12 protein-coding genes are annotated in these 23,511 nt (G+C 63.2%); 10 read left to right on the plus strand and 2 right to left on the minus strand.

Annotated elements, in window-relative coordinates; all coding sequences use genetic code 11:
* Positions 1-525: 525 nt before the first annotated feature.
* Both ACPDIT_RS12760 and ACPDIT_RS12765 read right to left on the minus strand, forming a co-directional pair.
* Positions 526-1,203, minus strand: a complete 678-nt coding sequence (locus ACPDIT_RS12760; RefSeq protein ID WP_423444072.1) for a helix-turn-helix domain-containing protein — start codon at positions 1,201-1,203, stop codon at positions 526-528.
* A gap of 2,102 nt (positions 1,204-3,305) precedes the next feature.
* The gene (locus ACPDIT_RS12765; protein ID WP_423444074.1) at positions 3,306-3,455 is read right to left on the minus strand and encodes a hypothetical protein; all 150 of its coding nucleotides are present in this window, start codon (positions 3,453-3,455) and stop codon (positions 3,306-3,308) included.
* A 499-nt stretch (positions 3,456-3,954) separates the two neighbouring features.
* On the opposite strand from ACPDIT_RS12765, the gene ACPDIT_RS12770 reads away from it, so the two are divergent.
* The 10 genes from ACPDIT_RS12770 to ACPDIT_RS12815 all read left to right on the plus strand — a co-directional run bounded on the left by ACPDIT_RS12770 (position 3,955) and on the right by ACPDIT_RS12815 (position 23,137).
* A complete protein-coding gene (locus ACPDIT_RS12770; protein ID WP_423444076.1) occupies positions 3,955-5,271 on the plus strand; it encodes a hypothetical protein in 1,317 nt (438 codons plus the stop codon).
* Positions 5,272-6,353: 1,082 nt separating this feature from the next.
* Complete coding sequence (locus ACPDIT_RS12775; protein ID WP_423444078.1) at positions 6,354-7,205, plus strand: hypothetical protein; 852 nt, start codon at positions 6,354-6,356, stop codon at positions 7,203-7,205.
* Positions 7,206-10,117: 2,912 nt separating this feature from the next.
* The gene (locus tag ACPDIT_RS12780; protein ID WP_423444080.1) at positions 10,118-10,975 is read left to right on the plus strand and encodes a hypothetical protein; all 858 of its coding nucleotides are present in this window, start codon (positions 10,118-10,120) and stop codon (positions 10,973-10,975) included.
* A gap of 521 nt (positions 10,976-11,496) precedes the next feature.
* Positions 11,497-12,114 carry a MauE/DoxX family redox-associated membrane protein gene (locus ACPDIT_RS12785; protein ID WP_423444082.1) on the plus strand — a complete coding sequence of 206 codons (618 nt, stop codon included), beginning with the start codon at positions 11,497-11,499 and terminating at the stop codon, positions 12,112-12,114.
* 418 nt (positions 12,115-12,532) lie between these two features.
* A complete protein-coding gene (locus ACPDIT_RS12790; protein ID WP_423444084.1) occupies positions 12,533-13,741 on the plus strand; it encodes a hypothetical protein in 1,209 nt (402 codons plus the stop codon).
* A gap of 1,930 nt (positions 13,742-15,671) precedes the next feature.
* Entirely contained in the window at positions 15,672-16,115 is a 444-nt protein-coding gene (locus ACPDIT_RS12795) for a hypothetical protein (protein ID WP_423444086.1), read from the plus strand.
* 278 nt (positions 16,116-16,393) lie between these two features.
* On the plus strand, positions 16,394-18,166 hold the full coding sequence (locus ACPDIT_RS12800; RefSeq protein ID WP_423444087.1) for an alpha/beta hydrolase: 1,773 nt from the start codon (positions 16,394-16,396) through the stop codon (positions 18,164-18,166).
* A 40-nt stretch (positions 18,167-18,206) separates the two neighbouring features.
* Positions 18,207-19,034: an H-X9-DG-CTERM domain-containing protein gene (locus tag ACPDIT_RS12805; RefSeq protein ID WP_423444089.1), complete on the plus strand. Its 828-nt coding sequence runs from the start codon at positions 18,207-18,209 to the stop codon at positions 19,032-19,034.
* Between the two features lie 340 nt (positions 19,035-19,374).
* On the plus strand, positions 19,375-20,043 hold the full coding sequence (locus ACPDIT_RS12810) for a hypothetical protein (RefSeq protein WP_423444091.1): 669 nt from the start codon (positions 19,375-19,377) through the stop codon (positions 20,041-20,043).
* A gap of 136 nt (positions 20,044-20,179) precedes the next feature.
* A complete protein-coding gene (locus ACPDIT_RS12815; RefSeq protein ID WP_423444093.1) occupies positions 20,180-23,137 on the plus strand; it encodes a hypothetical protein in 2,958 nt (985 codons plus the stop codon).
* Positions 23,138-23,511: the final 374 nt, after the last annotated feature.

The following is a 23,511-nucleotide window of genomic DNA, read 5'->3' on the forward strand; positions in this document are numbered from 1 at the left end:
CTCTCTCGGAAAAGGGCGTCGTAGCGAATGGTTCTTCCCTCGGATGGAGGGGGCTGATTGCCCTCGGCGCAGTTCGCTTCCAGACCGCGGCTGCGGCCACTTCGGGTTCTGCCGGGGGCATTTCCTTCACATGTGCCTCGTGTCGGAGCTGTTGACCGGGCTTTTCTGACCCGATGGCTTCGGCTTCGCGTTGTGCGTCGCACCGGCTGCGGATTCCTGATGAATCTGTGGAGCCCAAAGCGAGTTGAATCCGGCAGCCGTGGACAGCGGCGCTTTGCTGCACCGGCTAAGGTATCGTTTCGCCGCTGGTGTAGCGCGATTTCGGTTTGCGGACGTCCCGCTCTCTCCGATCGCGATTCGAGAGGGACGCTCGAGAACGCTGACCGGAGGCTTGCGATTCGTGGAACCTTTCAACCCGTCGCCTCCTCACTTCCTCCTGGGCAACCCTCTTCATGACTGTCGGCTTCTGCACAGTCCGGGATCCGCATGGGCGGAGACCTCTGTTGGCGGACCAGGAGGAATGGGTTACGGGACCTCGGAGCGTGACGACTTTTGTCCGCCACGGGAACGCCAGCGGGACCATGCCCGGCAAAAGCTTTGGAGGGAAGCGTAGCCCGCTCTCACGGCGGCTTCCTTCGAGGACCAACCCTGCTGCATGAGACGCTGCGCGAACCGGAGACGAACTTCCGTCAACCACTTGCCAAGCGACTGACCAGTGGCCCGAGAAAACCGGTGGCGCAGAGTCCGAACGGACACACCCAGCGTGGCCGCCATCACCTTGGCGCGAAATCCACACCGCCGCGCCAGGGCTTGCCAGTGAGTCATCTGCCGCGGCCACCGGGTGGATGGCGAGCCCTCCCGGTCCCTCTGCCGGCTCGAAGCCTGGCGAGGCCCATGGCCCCGGCTTGGCAGGTCGCACCCGGCAGCGGGCAAACGAAGCGCCGATTTCAAGCTTCGGACGTTTGCGTAGCCCAGCAGAGCTGCCACCTCGGCCGCCTCACGTGTTCGCAGGAACCGGAGTGCCGCGCGATGTCGCAACCGGTGGAGCCATGAGCGCAGCGAAATCCGGCGCTGAAGGAGGAAATACCTTTCCAGCGTTCTCTGCGAAACGCCCGCCAATTGGGCCATCCTGTGAACGCAGAAATGCCCCTGCCGCGCCAGCTGACGCCACTGACGGGGCGAGATTGGCCTGGTAGCGGTCATGAGCTTGACTCTCCCACCGCCAAGCAGAAAGGCCTCCCTTCTGCGGGAGGCCCAACTGGTGCCACCAGTTTGCGGCCGGTGACATGTATGTCGAGGCGTTTGCAGTCGCGGCGCAAGCAGGGACGCTTTTCAAGCTGGAGCCACGGATTCTGGCATCTCAGGGATATGCCGTTTTCCCTGGGTTCTCCCGCACCGACGACGGTTGGAGATTCCGCGGAGCTCTTGGGGATGTCCAAACCCCTGAAATGCGCCGGACTGCCCGCCCCTACGGGGCAGAGACTCGCCGGCACCGTAGCAGCGCTTTGGATAAAACCGAATCGCTCGACACCGGAGGAACGCGGAGGTGGCCTTTGGCACGCCGTGTGTCCGCTTCATCGGGGTGGAAATCATCAGCCGGGCCAACGCCCTCCGGGCCGGCAGGACGCCCCGGTGCATCGCGCGCTGAAGGGGTGGAACCCGCTGTGAAAACGGCCGCCCATCGCGGTGGGGGTCCGGGAGTTGCGCCCTTTCACGGCACGGTGGGTTTTTGCAGGCCCAATACCCGGGACATCGCCCCGGGTTGACAAATGTGTCCACCTTCAGCGCGTTGATTCGCCCACGCGATCCGCGAGTGGCGCATCCCGGTGTTGGCCACCTCAGGGAGACCTCGGGCGGCGGGGCCTTGCCTGTTTCAATCCCTGAACGGCAATTCCCGAATCCAACGGCATCCCATCTGATTCCAACTAAACCCGCCAGCCCCCGGAAATGTTTCGCACCTGCCGCACGCCGTGTGCCTACCCCATCGGACGGCATTCATCAGCCCGGGGCAACGCCCGGGGAAAACAGGTGCCCCCAATCCATCCCACCCTGAAAGGGCGGAACGCGGTGAGCGCATACCCGGACCTCTCGACAAGATTATGGAGTTGTCCCTTGTCAGGGCGCGAAAGGGAGCTTGCGTGCCCAGTTCGCGGCCCCTTGCCCCGGGCTTGCGCAGGTTATGCATCTTCGGCGCGTCGATGGGCCCGTGGGATCTACGGACAGCCCCAGATGTGTTCGTGTTATCGAATCCGTGATTCAGGAATCAGACAGAAATGGAGTTTTGCGCCGGTTTTGCGGTTCCGGGAGCCCCGAAATTCCGGCGCACTTTCGGGGATGTTCAAAAGCCTGAAAAAAAAAAGCCGCACGCCGAAAGGCCGGGGCGGGTCCACTCGGCCCAAGGCAGGACCGCAAAGACCCTTGGCGGTCGTCACCAGGCGATCTGCATGGCACGCAGCTTCGCACTCTTAGACGGACGTACTGGGATCCCTGGGAGCCATGGCCGGCTGAGCCGACCCGCAGTCGGATGCACGAGAAGGAGTCTATGATCGGTCAAATCCGCAGCGGGCCGCCGGGCGAGAGTGAGGCAACCCCTCGATCCGGAACGAGCAACCTGCGAGCGCTTGGCAACGCGAGGCAGACGAGCACTCATTCCCGGTGTCCCCTGAGAGGCACCCCTTCGGAGTTCTTTCCAGTGTTTCGGACGACTTCGGAAGTTCCGAACCGCACTTGGAAAACACAGCAGCGCGATCCGGAAAGCGACGCGAGGCATGGTCGGCAACACGAGCCTCCACGAGTCAGGGTTGGACCCGCCCAAGAGGCGTGTCGCATTTTTTGCAGGCTCCACTTTTGGTAACATCTCAGTGCTTGACGATCGGCCTCGGTGTGGTAAGAGGGCGCTCGAAAAATCAAAGAGAAGCCTTGGAACCAGGTGAACGGCCGTGCTTGCCAAGCTGGTTGCTGGGTGAGTGAACAGAGGCAATGATGCGTGGAAGCCGGGTCGGTGGCTCACCGCAGGCTTGCGCCACGGCAAACAGGAGGAACCGATCGCGAGCATGCGGGGGGGCGATTTCAGGGCGCGGCTCGCGTTGGTGGTCCGGCGGCTATGTGGAGGATGCAGCCGAAGCGCACCAGCAGGAAACATCGCAACAGAGTTCGGACAGGCCGGACCGGGCCAAGCATCCGAGAGAGCGCGGCGCACCTCGGCGACCGTCACAAGAGCCCGATCGCGAACGGGACTGGCCAAGTGGAGTAGTCGCCTTTCACCTCGCGACCCGGCAACCTGTACGTGCGAAGGGATCCGCCGTTCATTTTTTCGCAACAACCAGCAAAAGAGGGATACGGATGAACGTCATGGTGCGTGCTGTTTCCAGCATGGCGAAGGCGGCCACAACGGTATTCTTGTGCTCAGCCTTGCCTGTGGCCACGCTTTCGGCGCGTGCAAACAACTGTTTCATCACAGTCCCGAAAAGCATGAGTGAGGAGCGGTGCGAATGCTCGGGGGAAATCGTTCCCAGGTGCGGTCTCTTCGAGCGGAGGCTGCAGATCAAACAGTGGTATGAATGTGTCGGTGGACAAGAAACGGGATATAGGGTTTGTGAAACTCGCATGATCTCTCCGGGAACAATAGCAGACTGCGAGAGGAACTGGAACAACGCCCGGGTCATGGTCTGTCTGCTCATCATCGCGGCTGCGGTTCCCATTTGTTCCGCTGCGTGTACGGCCATTGTGCCGTGCCTGGAGTGCGCAGCGGCTGCCGGCGTAATCTCCGGCCTGGTGGGATGGCTTGGGTGTGACTTGTTGGAGGGTTGCGATCCGGTCAATGTGCGGAATCTGGATCCGGTTCCCATGACTGTGGCCGCTTCTGGAGAATGTCCAATCTGAGGGCAGGGAATCGGAAGTGCGCCATGCCCGGTTGCCGCGGGAGTCCAGCGAACGCAGTCCGAGAACGGGATCATGAGGAGTGAACGGTCTCCACGAAGTGCGCAGGTGTTGGGTTGGGGCGTCATCCTGGTCATGGGCCTGGGGTGGCTGGCCGCGGCCCGGGCCGAGGAGCTGCCGGGGTTGCGTCAGGCGGTAACGAATGTGTTTCTAACCACCCCCGCTGAACCACCGCGTTCGCCGACGGTGGAGGAACTGCGCGTCGTCTTCGAGACTGTGGTACGGGAGAGGCCCCTGCGTTACTACATCTGCGGTCGGGTGTATTACACGGGCCGGCCTCCGACGAAGGAGGAGTGGGAGCGAGATGTGAAGTTACAGCTCCAGGCGAAAGAGATGATGGGATACACGATGGACCGTGAAACGGAGGCCAGGGTCCGGGATTGGGTGTGGCACACTTTTCGGCAGCGGCGGATGGAATGGTGGAAGGAATATCGAGATGACAAAGAGTACCGGCTGGAGACAAGGGTGGAGACCAACGCCGGTCCGGCGCTGTGCGATTTTGTGCCCGAAAAGGTGGTGATTCAGACCAACCTGCCGGATGGGGCAGTTCGTTCATTCACCGTCAATCATGACGTGCGTTCGGCCACGCTGCGTGTGTGGCCGGGCGAGCGATCGGCCCTGGAGCAGGTGTTCCGCATCCCCACGGAATTGTACACGGCAGCGAGCACCTGGCTGGGCGATGCGGAGCTTCTTCTACGGTCAGGTGAACTGCGATTCGACCCGTCCAAGGCGGCGTCGGTCGCCGGGGACAGAGCGCCGGTGGGGCACATGGAGGCAGTGGCGGTGGAGCTGTTCGGCACGCGGGCGCTGCGACTGGACTTCCGACTTGCCTCGAGCCCTTTGGCCATTGTGGAGAGACTCAAGCCCCGACTGGCCCTCGTCATCTCTCCAGAGCCCCCGGGTCGCTTGTTGGCCACCTACGTCGGAACGTCCGGACAATGGGAGGCGCGAGTGTACCGGTACGGCGCCTGGAGTTGGCCGGCCCGGGTGATGGGCCGGGTGAAGGCCGAGGAGGGAAAAGACCTGGAGGTGGAAACGTACTACGTGGACGAGCTTCGAGAACTAGACGTGGTGGATCGCAGCTTGTTCGAATTCGTCGCGCCCCGGGAATACCTGGTGGTGGAGCGCGACAACAAGGGGGAGGTGGCGGCGGTGTTGCAGGCGCCACGGTTCATGGACGTAAGCCCGCTGACCAACAGAGCGGCTTGGTCGCAGCCACGGCCGCCGGCTGAAAGACGAACATTGTCGAAGGTCGCCGTGGGCGCCTTCCTGGGGCTGAGTGTGGGCCTGTTGGTCTGGGTGTTGCGTCAGGGGCTGCGCCGGCAGTGTTGAGGCGCTCTCTCCATCCAGATTGCTGAACTGCTGGCTCGGTGAGTTTCGATGGCATGGCCTCGGGCGGGTTGCAACGCAGATCCCGGTTCCGCACCCCCAATGGAGCAGAGTCCTTCGTGTGTATTCTCAGGTGGCAACGTTTTCCAGCATGCTCGGATCAAGCCCGGGAACACATCCTTCTGCGCACAAAGGCGGCCGGGAGACCCCCGGGTTTGCCGGGTCTGCTTGGGAGGAGTAGGGTCTTGTCCGGGTGAAGCCCGAGAGTGTCCCTGGAAACTCGGGTTGCCCGGACCCGGCCGGAGGGGCCCGAATCTGCGGCACTGCCTGACTCTCGCGCATGTCGGCGGCAGCGAACCCGGTCCGAAACGTCCGGTTGGTGGCCTCGCGGGGGTGTCGCATTTTTTGCCTGTTCCGCTTTTGCCCCTTTGCCGCTGCGGCAGGCCGTGGTAAAAGGAGATCGACAAGTCCGGCTCACAACCAACCGGAGCAACGTTTATGGCAGACAAAAGCGCCGGCAGACGGATTACGAAGAGGTCGAACGTCTGGACCGACAGTTCGGACCCGGCCGAGCCAGAAGGGGCAGCGCAACGAAAGGTGTTTCAGATGGGGATCGGCTGGCGCGGATACGCGTGTGGTTCCGGGCTGCCGGTGGAAGGGGCGAACTCGCGTCCGCGGTGGTGGTTGTGGCGAACCTGTGGAGCGGGTCAATGCCGTCGTTGACAGCCGAAGTGCCGAGGGCGGGGGCGCAGAAAGCCAAGGTGAGGGGCGGCCGCTTCACCATTAGGGGCTTGAACCTCAAGTGGGGTGCCGAGCGAAAGGATGGCAACAATGCCGATCCAATCTGCCGGGACTTGAACAGCGTCCACATTTGTGACAAGCGCCTGCGCAAGGGGACGAGGTGGCGGCATACGATTCTGGAGAAAGGGGGGGTTCGGCGCGTCGTTATGTGGGCGCTAATTGTGGGCTCGGCATGCACCGACGCCCTGGCGACCGAATACAGCGCTCTTGATCGTTTCAAGCGTTTCCTCGAAAGCAGGCCTGCCGTTCAGGCATGTCTCTTCGAGCGAGAATTGAGGATCCCTTTGCCGACGGATATACAACAGGCGCAGAGGCAAACATTCTTCTTCCGTTGGCGACCCGATGCGTACTATCTGCAGGCGGTGACTGATACGAATGCCATCGATGCGCCCCGGGAGGACCAGGTGTATGTGGGGCGAATTCGGGACCTCGTGTGGGAGCTGCATGCGGGCAACCTTACCACCATACACGGGCTAGAGGTTCGTGCCGCTGCGGCCCGGGCGGTCCGGGGCATCGAGGAGTTCGCGCATGCCACAGTGGAGACGGTCTTGAATCTTGGGCTTTCGGAGATCAAGCCAGGCTCGGTGCGCTGGAGGGACGACGAGTTGCAGGCAGAAAGCGAGGCGGGCGAAGTGTTTGGACAACTGACTCTGCGTGGCGGCCTGCCAGCGGAAATCGCGCTCAGGCACACCAAGGATGGACCCGTGCGCGCGGTGGTCCGATATCGCTATGACGAGATCTTCGCCGGCGGCACCTTTCCGGTCGAGTTTGAGCGTTATAGAATCGTCGATGACAGGGAGTATCCGGAAGTTCGGATCACCTTGCTCCACCTGGACATGGAGACGTCCCCGGTTCCGTTGGCCCTTTTCGAGCCGTTGAGGTTCGTCCCGGAAGCGCAGGACCGGTTCTTCATCGTTTCGAACGACACCGTGTATGCCGGGAGCATCCGCGATCCGAAGAAACCGCTACAAAAGGCGTACACAGCGGCCGAGCAGGCCAGGTCGCTCGGGGTCGTGCAGGCAGACGGCAGCCAACGGCGCCTTGTGGTTCTTTGCCTCCTGGTGATCTCGTCCCTGGCAGCGGGGTGGGTCGTGCTGCTCCGCTGCAGGAACCAGGATCAAGCCAAGCAGGAATAACAGGAAGGAATGGAAGGAGAAAACGAGCGACGCAAAGAAGGTTTGCATGGGCAGCGCTTTCGATCTGCCGGGCCGGAGCCGTCGGCGTGGTGTCCTCCGACTGTTACGACACGACCGGGGACATTATTTGTCATGTTGCCTGCTCGGTGAGACACCCTGTCTGCTGCAGATTCGGAGGCCCGGGCGGTAACGAGTGTCTCTGGTGGGGAGAGCGGGTCGTGCACACCTCCAACGGTTATGTGCCGGGTTGCATCCGTGGAACCTCGTACGGAACGCTTGACCCCTTCACCGCCACGTGCGCCCGGTTGGAATGGGGATCCATCTGTGGTGTGCCCTACGGACCCATTCAGCGCAGTGGCCCGACGCCCGCTTACAACTGTCATGGGCCGTGCTTGTAGTCGAGAAATTGCCGAAAGCGTGGAGGTCGTGAACGGATTGACCGTGGACCGCCAAAGGGCGCCAGGCGGTTTGTTCGCGAAGGGGGCGCTTGTGGAGAGTCACCGGGCCTCCTCGAGGGGAGAGGGACTCCGGGCGATCGGAATCGCACGGGCATGCGCCAGCGAGCTGTCACAAAGGATTTTTTCAACTGCATCTGCAAATCAAAGTGGTGCGTAGGGCCTGTGAGAGATGGGGCGCCTCGGGACATCGTTTGAGGACTCCCCAGGCCTGCCTCCACGTCCGCCTGCTGGGAGCCAGGGGTCCCACACAGTGGGCAACTGCGCTGTGTTTGCGGCCTGCGCCTACCGGCCCATCACTGCGTAGCAGCGCCTTTCAGCCGGCCGTATCGCGGGGCTCCATCCCGTAGGATACGCAGAAGGAACAGCCCACAAATCACGCAGAACACGCAGAAACTGCCTTGCAGCCGCCGACGGAAGTCTCCGGAACCCAAGCCGGTAGCTGCCGAAGAAAATGGGCGGGCTCACTCAAGATCCACCGCATTCCCGCGGTGGCTACCCGCCCCCTCACGCCGTAGCCGTTGATGGAAATCGGCGGACCTCAAAGACGCATGATAACCACTGACGGAAGTCGGATGAACAAGTCGCAAGGCCTGCTTGGCTGGGGTGACTCAGCCCAAGGGAAAGCGCCCGCGCCGGAATTCCCGGTCCGCCGCCTCACGGCGGCGGCTACGCTTAAGAAAGGCCCACAGATCACACAGAACACGCAGAAACTGACATGTAGCCGCCGACGGAAGTCGGCGGAATCCAATGTCCGTGGCCGCCGATGTGAATCGGGGGCCTTCAAGAAATTCCCAACTGCGGACCCGCCGAGGAGAATGGGCGGATCTCGATGGGGTCGCCGCCAACGAGAGTGGGTAGATCACGCCTCGATCCATCCCGGAGCCCATTGGCCGCCCGTCGGAGGTGCGGAACTCAATTCCGATCCGGCGAGTCCGCCGCCACACGGCGGCGGCCACGCTGAAGAGCAAAGCTCACAGAGTACGCAGAATGTAATCAGCAGCCGCCGACGGGAGTCCGCGGAGCCATCTCGGTAGCCGCCGATGTCAACCGGCGGATCCCATCGAGGGAGCATCCACGAAAGTCAGTGGAGCAACTCCCCGCTTGCTGCGTGGCCACGGTGGCAAGACTCGGTGCGTGGATTCGGATGTGAATCCCCGGTCTGCCGTCTTACGACGGCGGTTACCCAACGCGCCGTAGAGCAGATTTCGGAACCTGTCGTGTCGCGGGCTTCCAGCCCGCACCGGACACGGAGCGTGAGAATATCTCGATTTGCTGAGGGTGTCGGATCCCGGCTGCCAGCTGCGTCGGTGGCCATCTTCTTGAGGCTCCACCGGCGACTTCCCACGGCACCTGCAGGCCGGAGGCTGGGGTCCGGCAGACTGGGCGCCCTGCGATGCCGTCAGGCGGCGGAAGGAGTGCAGGGATTCCGCGACAGGTCGGCCGGGGAATTGCGAGGCTGCCAGGCCTGTGCTTCGGTCCGAGACGGCGGTGGTCCAGAGGACAGGGTGCAATCTACGGAGTCTGACGGTTGTCGCATTTTTTTTGCACGTTCCGCTTTTGTCCCTTGCCGGCGGCCGCGTCCGTGGTAAAAAGGATGCTGACAGCCTTGGATACGGAAACGCCGGCGGCCGGCTTTTGGCTGGCGAACACGCGAGCCGCACGAACACGACGACGGTGAGAGCAGGGACCGGTCGATTGGGACCGGCCACGCAGGGCGGAGGAGCGGTACGAGCGCGGGCGGCTGACTTTTGAACTGGTCGGAGAGGCGATTGCGGTTTTGTGGAATGCATCGGTGGTGTTCCCTGTGATGGATCCGGCGACGCAGCTCGCAGCCCGGGCCTTTTCCGGGCAAGGGTCTAAGACTCTGTCTTGTTTGAGATTCAGCGTACGACCAGGAGTTGCGTTTGCGTGTCACAGCTCAAACAGCACGACAAAAACTGAAGGGGGAGGATACATGAAAGCACATGCGATCAAGAAAGGTGGCGCAACCGAGCGCAGGGGAAGGCGTGGTGCACTCCACGTCGCCATCATGTGTTGGTTGCTTGGCATGGCCCTGACTGTGGTGGCAGGCGCGCGGAAACACGAGGCCGGACACGGGCTTACCACCCTTTGCGATGTGACCCAGCCGGTCTCCTGCGATGGCCGGAGGCACACATGGCGATGCTGGAACCGCTACTGCTGCCTATGGTGCGATCAGCAGAATCAAGCGCACGAAGACTGTTGTGATGGCGACCAAACGTGTCTCCCGGGGCAGGGTTGTAAGAACGATTGAACGGGTCAAGCACCATCGGCAGACAGGCTATGGGCTCACCTGTGTACAAGTTCCCGAGGCCTGAGGATCGCACGTTCGGCCCTGTAGATACGATCAGGCGCTGAGAGGGCTGGCCGCATGCGGGTCGTCCGGTGTGCTGGAGAAGGCCGCGCTGAAGCGGGGAATTCGACCGGAGGACAACGATGAAAGCGAAGCAATGGCTCGCGATCGTGATCTGGCTGTTGCCGACCATTCTGATCCTGTCCCTTGTGGCGGTGCGAAGGCAGCAGATGTGGGACCTTGGTTTGTGGGAACCTAACGATCCGGTGTGGGGCGTCCGCGAGTATCAGGAGCTCATCCGGAAATGGAACCGAGCCGAGTTTCGGCCGATCGAGGACTGGGGACCAAGCGACTGGCGGAGTGTGCGCGGCTTTGATGTCCTGGCGGCAGAGCTGCGCGACGAGCAGCTGCGGGACTGGTTGTGGCGGGTCCAGCGGCTGTTGCGTGCCCATTGGAGTGGAGACTGGACTGACTTGCGGGAAGTTTTATTTCCATGTGGAACCTGCGAGTATCGGCTCAGCCAGTACGTGGGCACTAAAGGGATTTCGTTAATCCTGGGCGGCGGCCGCACAAACCGGCTGGAGAATACGGACGGCGATGCCCGGCAGTTGGTGGAAACGGCATGGCGGCTGATCGTGGAACGGGGGCGCGTGGCCCCCGGACAGGGGTGGCTAACGATTGCTCCTTCGGAATCGCAGCTGTGGTTCCATCGGGTTGGGGCGGGGATGGACTTACCTCCGCTGGATTCGCCGCTGTACGGTCCGAACGCCGGGATTAGCTGGGGCCAAAGCATGGTAGTCCCGCAGTGTTCCGGCGGCGCCAAGCTGGAAGGCCCGCAGAAGGTCACCGCGGTGCGGATTCTTGTGCGTACGCATCAGAACCCGCGCCGTCCTGCACCGTGGATCTTTCGCTGGCGGTGGGACGACGACTGCAACGTGTGGGTCCCGCATGATTCTGCGGTGTGTTGCGTAAGAGCGCCCGGTCCCCACGCCTTTTTCTGAGCTGGTGGGAAACGACCGGGAGGCGCGCTGCCCGGCTAGAGCCCAGCATCCCGCCACCGCCCAAAAGCGGACCGGTGCACGGCTCGGGCTCCGGTCAGGGGACGTGTGCTGGCGTCAGCTTCAGGGGCGTTCTTGCGCACGACGCTCTTCCGGATGGTTGAGCAGGCAGTGCGTCGGCTGGGACCGACGGAGCTTTTTCGGGCGCTGGGTTCAGTGGCTTGCAGATGGGTCGGGTTCGATTCGGTCTCAAACGGTGTTCCTGGTTGGGATGAAACTCTCGCAATGCCGTCAGGCGGCGGAAGGAGTGCAGGGATTCCGCGACAGGTCGGTCGGGGAATTGCGAAACCGCCGGGCCGGTGCGTCGGGCCGAGACGGCGGTGGTCCAGAGGACAGGGGGCAATCGCTGGAGTCACGCGGTTGTCGCATTTTTTGCGCCTCCGCTCTTGTCCCTTGCCGGCGGCCGCGTCCGTGGTAAAAAGCAAGCTGACAGCCTTGGCTACGGAAGCGCAGGAGGCAGGCTTATGGCTGGCGAACAAGGAAGCCGAGCGAACACGACGGCGGTGACGGCAGGGATTGGTCGGTTGGGACCGGCGATGCAGGGCGGGAGCGCCGAGAAGGGGGGCAGGCCGTACTTGCACTGGCTCGGGAAGCGGGAGGATTGGGTTCGCGGTTTTGTGTGGAGTGCCGGGATGGTTTTGCTGGTGACGGGTTTGGCGAAGGTGTGGAGCAGTTTGGAGCCGTCCCGGGCCATGGAAGTGCAGGACCCGGTGCTTGGTGTGCCCTTCCGGTGGCTGATGTTGGCCGTGGGCTGGCTGGAGGTAATGGTTGCCGCAGTCTGCCTGGTGGGTGGAAGGCTCCAGATGGCGCTTGGGCTGGTGGGCTGGCTGGCGGGAAACCTGGCATTGTATCGGCTCGGATTGTCGTGGATGGACTGGAAGGCGCCCTGTGGGTGTTTGGGACACTTGACGGACGCCCTGGGGGTCTCGCCGGTGACCGCGGATCGGGTGATGAAAGTTGTGTTGGTGTATTTGCTGTTGGGGGCGGTCGGCGGATGGTGGGTCCTGGGTCGGCTCCGGACCGCTTCGCTGGCGCAGCGGCAGCAACCCGCCCCTGCGGGTTCGGTGAGGGTTGCCGGTTGAGTTATGAGAGTCGTCGGTCAAGGCTTGTGGAATTGCAGGGGCCCCAGCAACTGCGCAGGTGGGGTGCGGCGAACGCTTCTCCGCAGTCGTGCTGTCGCCCGCTCCTGCTTGCCCTGGTGATGTCGATGTTTCGCGAAAAACCGAGGGCCTTCGGATAGTGTGGGAGATGCCGAGGAATTCAAGCGCGTTGAAGGTGCCGGGTGGGCGGGACGCTCTTCTGCGAGCGCTGGGAGCGGAGGCCGACTCCACGGGAGTTGTACCTGGCAGTCAACTCGGGATCGTTCTCGAAAATCGCATTGTCGGCGGGAGGGGCGCGGCGCACCGTGTGACTATGAGAAGCAGTCCGCTTTGCATGTTCCGATGTGGGATGCCATGATATAACGGCCCGAGAACCTCGTTCCAGTCAAGTCATCAAGCCATGTTTGGTACGTTCATTAACGCCATCAGAAGGGGCTTAAAAGCCAAACACTCCGCATTGGTTGCGCTGCGGAGGAAGCTCCGCAGGGAGAATGGTTCGTGGTGTCGCCGATGGTTTGCAGGTTTGGGTGGGAGGGCGTGGAGCTGCCTTTGGCTGACCGCGTGCTGTGGTGTGGGTGGTGGCGCGCAGGCCGGCAATGGGCTGCCCCTCACCATAACAGCCGATTCCTTCGAATCATGGATGCACCGGCCGGGCCCCTTTGACACACTCGTTTTCAGCAGGACCCTGCACGAGTATCCCGTGGCATTTGAAAGCCTGGACGAAATGAAACGTTTTATGGAAGATGTGTTTCACAGGGGACAAGGGACACTCGCGTCGCGGACCGAATATTTCGCTCTTCGATTTCTGGATTGGGAACACTGGATGATCCAGCAGCTGTCGGGCAGCAACGCTACTCCCTGGCAGGCGGACGCGCGAGTAGGGACGTTCGCCGGGCGGCAGGGCACTCACTGGTGGATCGGGGGAAAAACCGGTTTTCAATGCCTCGAATCGCACAGCGGCACCTATGAGCATGAGGGAACCACCCTGGCGCCCCACGCGACATACGGGCGAATGGCTTCGGAAATTCTCCGACTTGGCCTGTATGAAATAGATCCGACAACGGTTCGGCTGGTTGGAAAGGAGGCTCAGTCCGTGCGTTTCAGGGCCCGTGGTGTCGACGACAGAGGGATCGTGGAGGGCAGGGTGCGCCTCCAGCAGGGACTGGTGCATGAAATTGAGTATGATCTTGGTAATGGATCGCAGCCGGCGGCCCGAAAAGTGCGGTTGATCCACGATTCCACAGGCCTTCGCCAGATTCAGGTGTACACGCGGTGGCAAGGAGAATCCGACTGGGACCACTATGCAACGTACGGCATTCTGCAGTGGTGGGCCTCATCCGTGAAGTTGTTGTCCACGGGATGCGAGCAATTCCTGCTGCCAACCGATTTCCACGTGGTCGTTCACCAGGACGGGGAGCGCGTAGTGCTACAGCATCCCAACTGGCAGGGCGGGAGGAGCGCGCCGCACGTCAGTTCGGTCTGGCAGTCCACGCGTGTGCGTCCCTGGCTCGTAGCGATCCTTGTGGCGTGCAGTGTATCCACGCTGGTCGTGTTGTTGTATCGGGAGAACCAGAAAGCACGATTCTCAGGAGACACTCGTCGCGAGTGATGGGGTCAGTGTGACAGGAATAACAGTATGAAGACGATGAGCACACAAGGAGCATCGCCTGACAAGCTGTCATGGCAGGTGGACTGGGTACATGCATCGTAACGGCAGCTGTATAGGCGTGTTGGCACATGAACGGCACCACGATTGGGTGTGAGGGGCGCAGAAATATGCTTGTGCTCTGTCAGGTATATCCACCTGTGTTGGCAGTGTGTACTGTAGAATCGCTCGGCTCAGTGTCCTGAAGCGAGAGGAGGAAATGATACAGGAACGATGGAAGCGGCCGGTCGGGTCAGTACTTGCAGCGCCACCGCCGTGCCTGTGTGGCAGTGACTGATGTGTCGTTGTATGGCTTCTATGGCTATGCAGAGTGTGTAGGCGCCCCTTGTCCGGGCACCTGAGCTGTTGCTTGCGATCCGCGCAGCATGCAGCGGAGCGAGCGGCGCATGAAAGCGGTGTGGGATCGTGGGGGTCTGGCAGCGTGTTGGAACACGTTGGGAGTCGACAGCGGAGCGTTAAGGTGTTGGAACAAGCCGCATGCGGCTCTGCGTGGTGAAGGACGTGTACAACATCCTGGCGGCAAGTGACGTTGTGTTACGGAGGATAATGTTAAAGCTCATCCGGCATGTGTGGGACATGAAGTGTCCTGCCCAGGAAAGCATTCCGTGAAGGGTGTTGAAATGGCTGAGGGTCATTGGCGGAAGAAATGAGACTGAAGTGATGCCTGTCCGCGCAGGAACTGTAGGAAACAAGGTGTGAGGGCACAGGAGGTGCATGCGCAAAGATCGGCATGGTTGTGTGCCCCGCACCGGATGTTGGTATGTGGCGCGTATGCTGCACGTTGCCGAGACGGTGGTCCAGTTCCGGGGAACCAAGCTGAAGAGCTCTGGAAAGCAAGGTCGCCAAAGGAAGCAGACAGGACGCTATTTGCTTTGGGTGTATGAGAACAGCATGGGCGTGGCCACCGGAGCATATCACCAGTATCCAGGGGGCCAGAAGGAGCCGACCGTCGTGCGTCGAATAGGGGGAACAAGCCGTGCACACATTGTCCCGGAAGGAGTTCTGCGGGGGATGGTAAATGTACGCAAGGTGAGACCCGGGGGGAATGTGGGAAGGATGGTTGTCGAAGACAGGGCTTGCGGGCGTGCGCGTGTGTGCCTCGAGGGCGCAAGCCTGAGCTGCTGCTTGGGGAAGCCCCGTGATCGCATGTCGGGCACGACTTGTGCTCTCTGCGTGCGGGCTGCGTCCGAGGACCGGGGGGAGCAGGCCCGGCGGGCGGCACCCGGCCAGGAGCCACGCGGATTGCGAGTGCAGCAAACCACGCCGGGGATTGGAGCAAAGTGCGCGGCCAGCTCGCGTGATCGGCCTGGTTGCGGGTTGTGCCGTGCGTGTGGGTGCATCGCTGGCGGGGTGGGCCGCCGAGGTGGATCGAGTGGCGTTTCTGAAGGACTTCGTCTCGAACCTGTGCATCGTGAAGCGGCTGGTGTTCGGGGCGATGCCTTTTGGTGCGCCCGTTTATCACGTTGTTCCTGCCGCGCTGGTGCCATATGTGGTGCAATGGGACCGGAGACCAACAGGTTCTGTCTTGCGGAATGTCTGCCGGGGGTGGATTCGGTGGAAGGGGAGACGTTGCGGGTGCGGAGGGCGTGCGGACATCATGGCGATGTCTGGTGGACCTACGATTCGTACTATGGACAAGGTTTGCGCTTTTACGCCAGGACCGTGCAAAAGCGTCACTGGCGAACGCACGAACGATGTAGTCGGGGCCTGTCGGGGAGCCTTGGATTATGTGTCCCAGGTCCCGAGCAGGGGAATTCCAAACCGCGACATCGGGGCAATCCGCTGGTGGGGAGACCGCTGTGTGCGAACGAACGCGCTGGGGATTGTGTGGTCGGGAACGCTGCTTGTAGAGTAAGATGGACTGCCGCGGGGCTTGCTCCTTACGGCTCGCGTGCCGGGCGAGCCGGCTGATTACATCTGGCATGTTGAATTCGAGTACTCCGCGGACTTCGTGCAGGGCCGACTCGCTGGAACGATTCGCAGGATGCTCGAAATACGACCGGGCAAGAAACAACTGACCGATCTCTTCCGGCTGCGGTCCCTGGAGGTGGCCGAGGGACCGTTGGAGCCCGGGATGTTTCACTATGCACAGATCCAGCAGGAGATCCCGACGCTGTCCGTGTACACAAACAATGCTGTCTATGTCAGCACGCAGGGCGGTTTTGCCAGTCTGGTGCCGGTGCGATACGTCGCGCCCGGGTCCGCGGATCGGAGGCAGCCGTCGGTTCGGTATGCGGTGCTGGCTGCCATGGCGGCGGGCACGGTGGTCCTCTGGCTTTTGTTGCGTCGGGAGCGATCGCGGGCACCGGGAGAGTGAGGCGGGCTGGTGGATCGAGGCGACGGATTGGCACACCGGGCGGGTGCCGATTCGAGATGGTCGCCTCAGTGTTTTGCAGGGTCCCTTTTGCGGCCCGGGGCGCCTTTGGCTCGGGACACTGAGGTCACACGCAAAGTGCACGGACATGCCTGAAAAGTGTGATGCCCGAATGGATGCGGGACAGCCAAGGGGCGAGAGAGGGCCGGAGCCCGGAAATCCAGTTGTCGGAGGTCGGTGCCTGGATTAAGCTGACGTCACACAGCCTGATGGGAGTGCTTATGGTTCGCAACCGATCTGGCTTGCCGGAAAACGGGTGGTTGAGGCGCAACGCCACCGCGGGCTGGCTGGGGTTCGGACTGTGCCTGGTGTTGGCGACTCTGGTCGTGTCGGGGCGGCGGCTTTGGTTGGTGTGGCAGTATCCGCGGGCCGGAGTGGAGGTGGCCGAGGCGTTGGGACGGTTCAGTGTGATTCAGAAGCCGCCGTTGGTGGATGCGGGCGGCCGACGGTTGGGCCTGATTCGGACGACGGGACGGGGCATCGAGGTTGCGGTGGTGGAGCCGGCGGTGGCGCGGGAAGAGCAACTTCTGGAGATCTGGGATGGGGATTACGATCCGGGCACGGCGCATGTGTTTTCCTGGGATGCGGAGGGAACCAGGCTGGCCTTCGGCATGACGAACACGGTGCATTTTTGGGAGCAGGGCGGGGGCGTGCAGCGAGCACCGGTGGGACAGGGCCTGGCCGGGGTCCAATGGTGGGAGGGGCGGGGCTGGTTGTGTTTGGATCGAGGTCGCACCCTTCGCTTGTTTCGTCGCACCGCTGCGGGTTGGGAAGAAGCGGAAACGTGGCAACTGCCGGGCGGGGAGGGTGCGCTTCGGGGGCTGCGGATTTTGAGCCCGGACATGATCGCGTGGGTGGTGGGGCCTGCGCTCTGGCGGGGATCGCTTACCGCGCGTGAGTGGTCCGAGGTGTGGCGGGCCGAGGCGGGGGAAGTGACGTGGGTGGATTACGAGCCGCAGCGGGATGCCCTGCTGGTGACCTATAGCTTTCGCACGAATCGGGTAACGACGTGCCGGCTGGTGGCGGTCGAGGGCCTGCGACAAGGTGCGAGCACGGCCCGGGTGTTGGCCGAGGGGGAATCGATTCTGGAAGGGCAATGGGTGATGGGTGGGGAGGGTTGGGCCTATCGGACGGTACGAAATGGGAAGCCCCGGCTGCGAGTGCGGGCGCAGTGGCTGGGCCGGGAGCGCGAGGTGCTCGAGGACGGCGCAGTGTACAGCTTTTGCACGGCGGAGCGTGGCCGTGCACTGTTTGTTCATGGCTCTGTGACCAACGAGCCGCCCGGGGTCTGGCGGTACGAAATCGGCTCCGAAAGTCTGACCTGCGCCTGGTGGCCGGGGGAACCGGGCGTGGCTTTGCCGCCGTTGCAACCCGTGCTGACGGCGCGTGCGCCGTACGGGGCCGGACATTGGGCGATGTTCGATCTTGTCCCGCCCGCGGATTATCGACGTGGCAAGAAATATCCCCTGGTCATAGTCCTGGGCGCCTATGAATGGACCCCGATTGCCCACGGAGTATCCGCGCAGGCCCTGGCACGGGCCGGTGCATATGTGGCGTTGGTCAGGTACCGCTGGGATCAGCGTCGGATCGAGACAATCTACGACCATACCAACCACGTATTAGCCGTGGAGAGGGTAATGCGGGCGCATCCCTCGGTGGACGGAGACCGGGTGTATTTGTTGGGGTTTAGCGCCGGCACGCTGACAGTGAACGCGTTGGCGGAGATGTATCCGGGGCGGTATCGGGGCCTGATGTTGTGCAATCGCGGCGACCTGCCGAAGCCGCAGGTGGGATTGACCGATCGGATTTTGGTCACGCACGGAGAGCGTGAACAGTGGAGCCCTGCGGAAGCGGCACGGCATGGAGCGGAGTTTTGCCGGGTTGGGATTCCGATGGAGTACCATGTACACCCGGGAGGGCGGCACATCATCCGGTCGAAGGAAAGCCTGCGCGAGCGGGCACTGTGGAAACTGGATTTTGTCTTTGGCCGCTGAGAAAGCTGTGGTGCGCGGCATGGGCCCGGATCGAACGCAAATGAAAAGGTTGAAGCGTCCACCGTGGCCGTGGGGTCCCGGACAGGCGGCGGCTACTGGATGCCGGGGGCGGGAGGACGGATTCACGCGGACGGAGCTGGCGACGGTCGTGCTGCTGCTCATGGTTGTGGGAGGCGTGGTATGGGCGGCGGTGCAGGGCACAGGAGAGCCGAGGCGCACGTGGGGCTGTCGCGCGCGCTTGAAAACGTTGGGCGAGGCCTTTCAGACCTATGCCATGGAGCGAGAGCGTGCCCTCCCTGTGGGTGCCGTGCGTCTGGGCGCGGTGGAGAGTGCCTGGGACCGCGAAATCGCAAAAGGCATGAACCCCACAGCCGGCGACGCAGGTTTGGACAAGTTGGCGCAGTGGTTCCGCTGTCCCTCGGACGCGGAGCCTCGCGGGGAGGGACAGGCCCGAAGTTATTCGATGCCGATGTACGAACTGCGGGACGAGGGATGGCCACCGCGGCGGTTGAGCATGGGCGGGGTGGGGCTCTACCTGGATCCGGACCGCCTTCGCGCCGCCCGGGAGTCGGATGCGACGTTGGGCGAAAGCTGGCCGGTGATGAGGGTCACGATGGTCCCGGCGCCGGCCGAGACCGCCCTGTTGGTGGAAAGAATTGCGATCCGGAACGTGTTGGGATCGCCCACATTCGCGTGCATTTTGCATCCCCGGGAACAATGGGCAGCCAAGACCCTGGAACGACCGAAGTTTCACGGGGGCAAGTTCAATTACCTGATGGTGGATGGGCACGTGGAGCGAATGACGGAACGAGAAAGCGGCGGGCATACCGGCAGTGGCGGGGTATGGACCCTTCGGCCCGACGATTGAGGGGCCTGAACCTCGACCCGACCGCGGAGGGCCGGCCGAGCCGGGCGCGACATCGGAGGCCCCGGCGGAGGCGGGGAGCGGCCGGGGTGCACGCTTCGGGAATCAAGCGCCTAACGCATGGCATGAGGCAAAGAGGTTGGCCGGGGGATGCGGATGGAAGCCGCCCTCGGCGTGCAGCCGCTTGCCTGGCGCCGGGCTGGCAACGCCGGCGTGAAAGGACCGCAACTCTCCAAGGATGGGTTTGCCGATGAGCATGGGCGGATCCAAGGGTCACCGGGGGCAGCGTGGCCGGCCATGGGATGGGCGCTGTGGGAGCGCCCGTGGCACCGGTTTCACTCTCGTGGAGTTGCTGGTGGTCGTTGCCATCCTGGGGATCCTGGCGGGGATGCTGCTCCCGGCCCTGGGGAAGGCCAAGGACCGCGCGATTCGCGTGACCGACATCAACAATCTCAAGCAACTTTCCATGGCCCTCCACTTGTACGCCAGCGATTCTGCAGATCTTTTGCCCTGGGCGAACTGGAAGCGGGGCGATCATCCCGAACGGGCCGGGTGGTTGTATCGATGGAACCCGCAGGTGGCCGGCCCAGCGCAGTTCCGAGTAGAAACAGGAGTGTTCTGGCCGATCCTGCAACAAAGCAAGCTTTACATGTGCCCGCGGGACGGGCCGCAGGTGCCCCGGTTTGCCGAGCGAGCCCAACAGAGCTCGAGTTATGTGATGAACGGCGCGGTGGTGGGGTACAATCGGACGAACTGGCCGGCGCTGAAGCTGGGTGCATTCCGACCCGAGGATATTGTCTTCTGGGAGACGGACGAACGATATCCGGAGTACTTCAATGACGGAGCAAGTTATCCCCGGGAGGGTGTGAGCGCACGGCACACCCAGGGGGCCATCCATGCGACGTTTGGCGGCGCCGTGAGTTATATTCCGCTGGCACGGTGGTATTTGATGGAGGCGCAGGAGCGGCGGAACCCGTTGTGGTGTTATCCGTTCAGTGAGGACGGCCGATAGCGGAGGGGTTGTGGGCCCGCACGCTCGAGACTCGCGAAGGGAAGAGACAGCATTTCCGTCGGCGCAGAGTGGGGCGCGGACGGGCGGGAACCCGGCCCCAGGGCGACAGTGGCGCATCCTGTTGCAGGGGCTGCTGATGGCGGCCGCGATCGGGGTGTTCCTCACGGCCGAGCGCGGCATCACAGGGTCGGCCTCGGCGAGCTGGTGGCGCGCACTGTTGCTCGAGATGCGGGCCGTGGTAACGGACCCCCGAATGCAGTGGGTGGTGGTGGTTTCGCTCTGGGTGTACGTCGTTTCTTGTTGGTGGTGGAGCGAGCTGCGGGCGCGGGCGTGGAAAGCTACGGGGTCGCGCTGGGGTTGGCGCTGGCTGGTGGGAATGCTGGCCTGGAGCGGGATCAGTTATGGGATCGGGTATGGCAGGGCGGACGAGGCCCGGCAATATGTAGGGCTCCTGGCCACGGTGGTCGCCGGGTGGTGGCTCGCTCTGTGGATGACGGGTGGCGATTCGGAAGAGCGACCGAGACGAAGCTTGTTCGGGTTTGGTGTCCTGGCCGGTTGGTTGGCGGTGCTGTCATGGATCAGGGTTCCCTCGAATGCGCGATTTCGCTACTGGAGTGTGGAGCGATGGGGCGGGTTTTGGGGGCATCCGAACGAGGCCGGTTTGTTGATGGCCCTCGGGACGGTTCTGGCCGTTGGACTGTTATGGTGCTGGTGGGCGAACAAGGGTCGGGAGTCCGACAGCCTGGAGGATACGAGCAAGGGATTGACCGGCCGCATGTTGCAGGGGTGCGTGGTTGGGTGGGGGGTGGTGGCTGGGGGGTCCTGTCTCTGGGCATGCGCGCGGAGTTACAGCCGGGGCGCGTGGTTGTCGGCACTTTGTGGGCTGGGTTATCTGCTGTGGCATGTCTGTGGTCACGGGCGGTGGAAGAGGCTGCGTCAGGCAGGAGCATGGGCGGGGCTTGCGGCCGCTGCCTTGTTGGTGACGGGTTACTGGGAGTTGCGGCATATCGAGGTGCCGTGGCTTCGTCGAATCTATTCCATCGCCAACATCTGGGATTTCTCGTGGAGAAACCGGATTCTGGGCTGGGAGGGCGCTTTGCAGATGATGGCCGATCGCCCGCTTCTGGGCTGGGGGTGGCAATCGACGACCGTCCTGCATGGTTCGTTGTACTCGTTTGCCGCCCCGGCCGAGGTGGGCGCGATCGCATTGAATTCGTGGCTGGTGTTGGGGGCCGGCTCGGGCGTGGTGGCGTTGATGGCGGCGGGTTTGGGAGTCTGGTTCCTCTGGCGAGCCGGGCGCGGGTTGAGGGCCGGGGAGGATGCGGGGGGACGGAACGGAGACCCCGAGGAAAGATTGGTGATCACGGCCCGAGCGGGCGCGCTGGTGATGGGTTTGGGGTGCGCCTTGAGCGGTGGATTGTTCTCGTTGAAAACGGGGACATGGCTGTGGCTTTGCCTGTTGTTTGCGGGGTTGGCGACGCGTCCCACGGCGAGCCCCGGGTCCAGAGGGTCAATTCGGGCCGGACCCGGGTGCTTGTTGCTCGCGGGCGTCGCTGTGGGATTCGCCGGGAGTCTGCTATGGGCGATGCGCGGGGATCCTTTCTCGAAATCGATTGTCCTGATCCGGGCCGCGGGGGGACAGAAGGAGGCGGTGTGCGTGATGCGGCCCAGGTTTGCGGCTCCGGCCGGACCGTTGGTCATCTATCTCCACGGTGTCGAGCAATCTTGGCGTTCTTGGGGGCAACGGCTTGTGCAGGTTGCTGGTACCGGCGTGACAGTGGCCGGGCTGAGCGTGGCCGGGAAGGACCTTCCCGTCTTGGCCGATAAATTGCGGGCGGTGCGAGAATATCTTCTGGAGCGGCACGGGAGCAGGGAAACTCCTGTGGTGTGGGTCGGCTTTCGGGACGGTGCGGCTTCCATGTTCGGGGCCCTGAGCAGGGACGACCGGCTCCGGGACGACGCGTGGGTCTGGGTGGAGGATGGGCCGCAACCGCGGTTGGGCTGGTATCTGCAAAGGCTGGGGGACAGGGACAATCGGGTGCGGCTGGGACCTGGTGTATGGATCTACCCGCTGCGCCCCCAGGAGAAGCTGCCTACAGGGGTCGAGCAGACCCTCGCGCAGCTCGGGAAACTGGGGGTGCAAGTCGAGCGGATCGCTATTCCGTGGGTGCCCGAGGCCAGCAAATCATGGGAGGCGATCGTGTTTCGCCTGGTGGGCGAGGAGGCGTGGCGCCTGGCCGGCCGGGAGACAGCCCGGGGATCCTCCCGGGGTGCCGAGGAATGCCGTGTCGGGCGGGGAAGTGTGGTCCTGTGGCTGCTGCCGGGGGTGGTGTGCACGGCAGCGGGGCTGGTGTGGCGCTGGCGAGAGCGGCGCGAGGGTCGGGAACCGGCGCGGACGATGACGCACGCCGACCGGCAGGATGCGTCCAGGGAAGGTGCATTCCTGCGGGTCGTGCGGATGGTTGCCGGGGTCCTCGTGGGCTGCGCCCTGGTGTGGAGCGCGTTCCAGGTGGGGTTGCGGCGTTGGTCGGCGGATGCCCGCACAGTGTCCTGGGTTCGAAGCCTCTGCGTGCAGGAGCGGCATCGGGAAGATTTCGAATGGTTGCTAACCCATGGCCACTGGGAAGGCAAACGTTGGTCGGTGTGGTTGGAACACATCGAGTTGGCGGAATACAATCGCAGGCTCGTGGCATGGAAGATTCCGGATGAGATATACCGTTCGTGGGTTTTGAACCCGTGGTTGGCTGCGGGCGCAAGCGGGGATGTGCGGTGGCGGTGGGCCTTGTGGGAACGATTGTATCCGCGGATGGACGATGTGGAATCGGTACGATCGGCGGCGGCATTGGTGGCTTATTATCTTCGAAGTCGCGTGAGTGTGTTGAGGGAGGACAGTGCGGAGCATGATGGAGAAGTTCTCGAGTATCTGCGGGCGGGCAGATGCCCGGAGGCGGCCTTCCACCGGTTGTGTGTGGCGGCGCTGCGATCGGTGGGCATTCCTGCCAGACTCGGTGCAGCGGGAGAAGCCGAGTTCTGGGATGGCCAAGGATGGCACCCCGTGGGGGCGTGGTTGCCTGTGAGGTGTGCGACACGCTGAGCCTCCTGTCCCCTTCGAGAATCGACCGCCGCATCGGGTCGGCTCGACGTGAGGGTTCTTCTCGTGGGAGACGGATCGCGGGGAGGGTCGTTGGCGGGGGCCCGAGAAAGGCCCGGACTCTCGTTGCGCCCGGGGCGGCAGGCAGCAAACGCAAGGCTTTTGGCAGGAAGGAGGGTTGTCAGCCGAACCTGCTCCGGACGATCGTGACTGATGACTGGAGGTTCGGCATGCAGTGGAGTCAACGCGATGGCAACGAAAGGCGTGCGACCCCGGTGGGGACCCGTTTGCGCGTGGCAGGAGGGCCGGGCGGTGGTTCGGAAGCTGATCCGGCGCGCATCTGTGGCTGCGGTCACGGGTTGGGGAAGGCGCCCCAA

The organism is Limisphaera sp. VF-2, from assembly GCF_049537125.1.
Lineage (GTDB): Bacteria > Verrucomicrobiota > Verrucomicrobiia > Limisphaerales > Limisphaeraceae > Limisphaera.

Coding starts and splice junctions, on each gene's coding strand:
- ACPDIT_RS12760 (WP_423444072.1), bottom strand. CDS start 1,203: ATGACCGCTACCAGGCCAATCTCGCCCCGTCAGTGGCGTCAGCTGGCG.
- ACPDIT_RS12765 (WP_423444074.1), bottom strand. CDS start 3,455: ATGAAACAGTTGTTTGCACGCGCCGAAAGCGTGGCCACAGGCAAGGCT.
- ACPDIT_RS12770 (WP_423444076.1), top strand. CDS start 3,955: ATGAGGAGTGAACGGTCTCCACGAAGTGCGCAGGTGTTGGGTTGGGGC.
- ACPDIT_RS12780 (WP_423444080.1), top strand. CDS start 10,118: ATGAAAGCGAAGCAATGGCTCGCGATCGTGATCTGGCTGTTGCCGACC.
- ACPDIT_RS12785 (WP_423444082.1), top strand. CDS start 11,497: ATGGCTGGCGAACAAGGAAGCCGAGCGAACACGACGGCGGTGACGGCA.
- ACPDIT_RS12790 (WP_423444084.1), top strand. CDS start 12,533: ATGTTTGGTACGTTCATTAACGCCATCAGAAGGGGCTTAAAAGCCAAA.
- ACPDIT_RS12800 (WP_423444087.1), top strand. CDS start 16,394: ATGGTTCGCAACCGATCTGGCTTGCCGGAAAACGGGTGGTTGAGGCGC.
- ACPDIT_RS12805 (WP_423444089.1), top strand. CDS start 18,207: ATGAAAAGGTTGAAGCGTCCACCGTGGCCGTGGGGTCCCGGACAGGCG.
- ACPDIT_RS12815 (WP_423444093.1), top strand. CDS start 20,180: ATGGCGGCCGCGATCGGGGTGTTCCTCACGGCCGAGCGCGGCATCACA.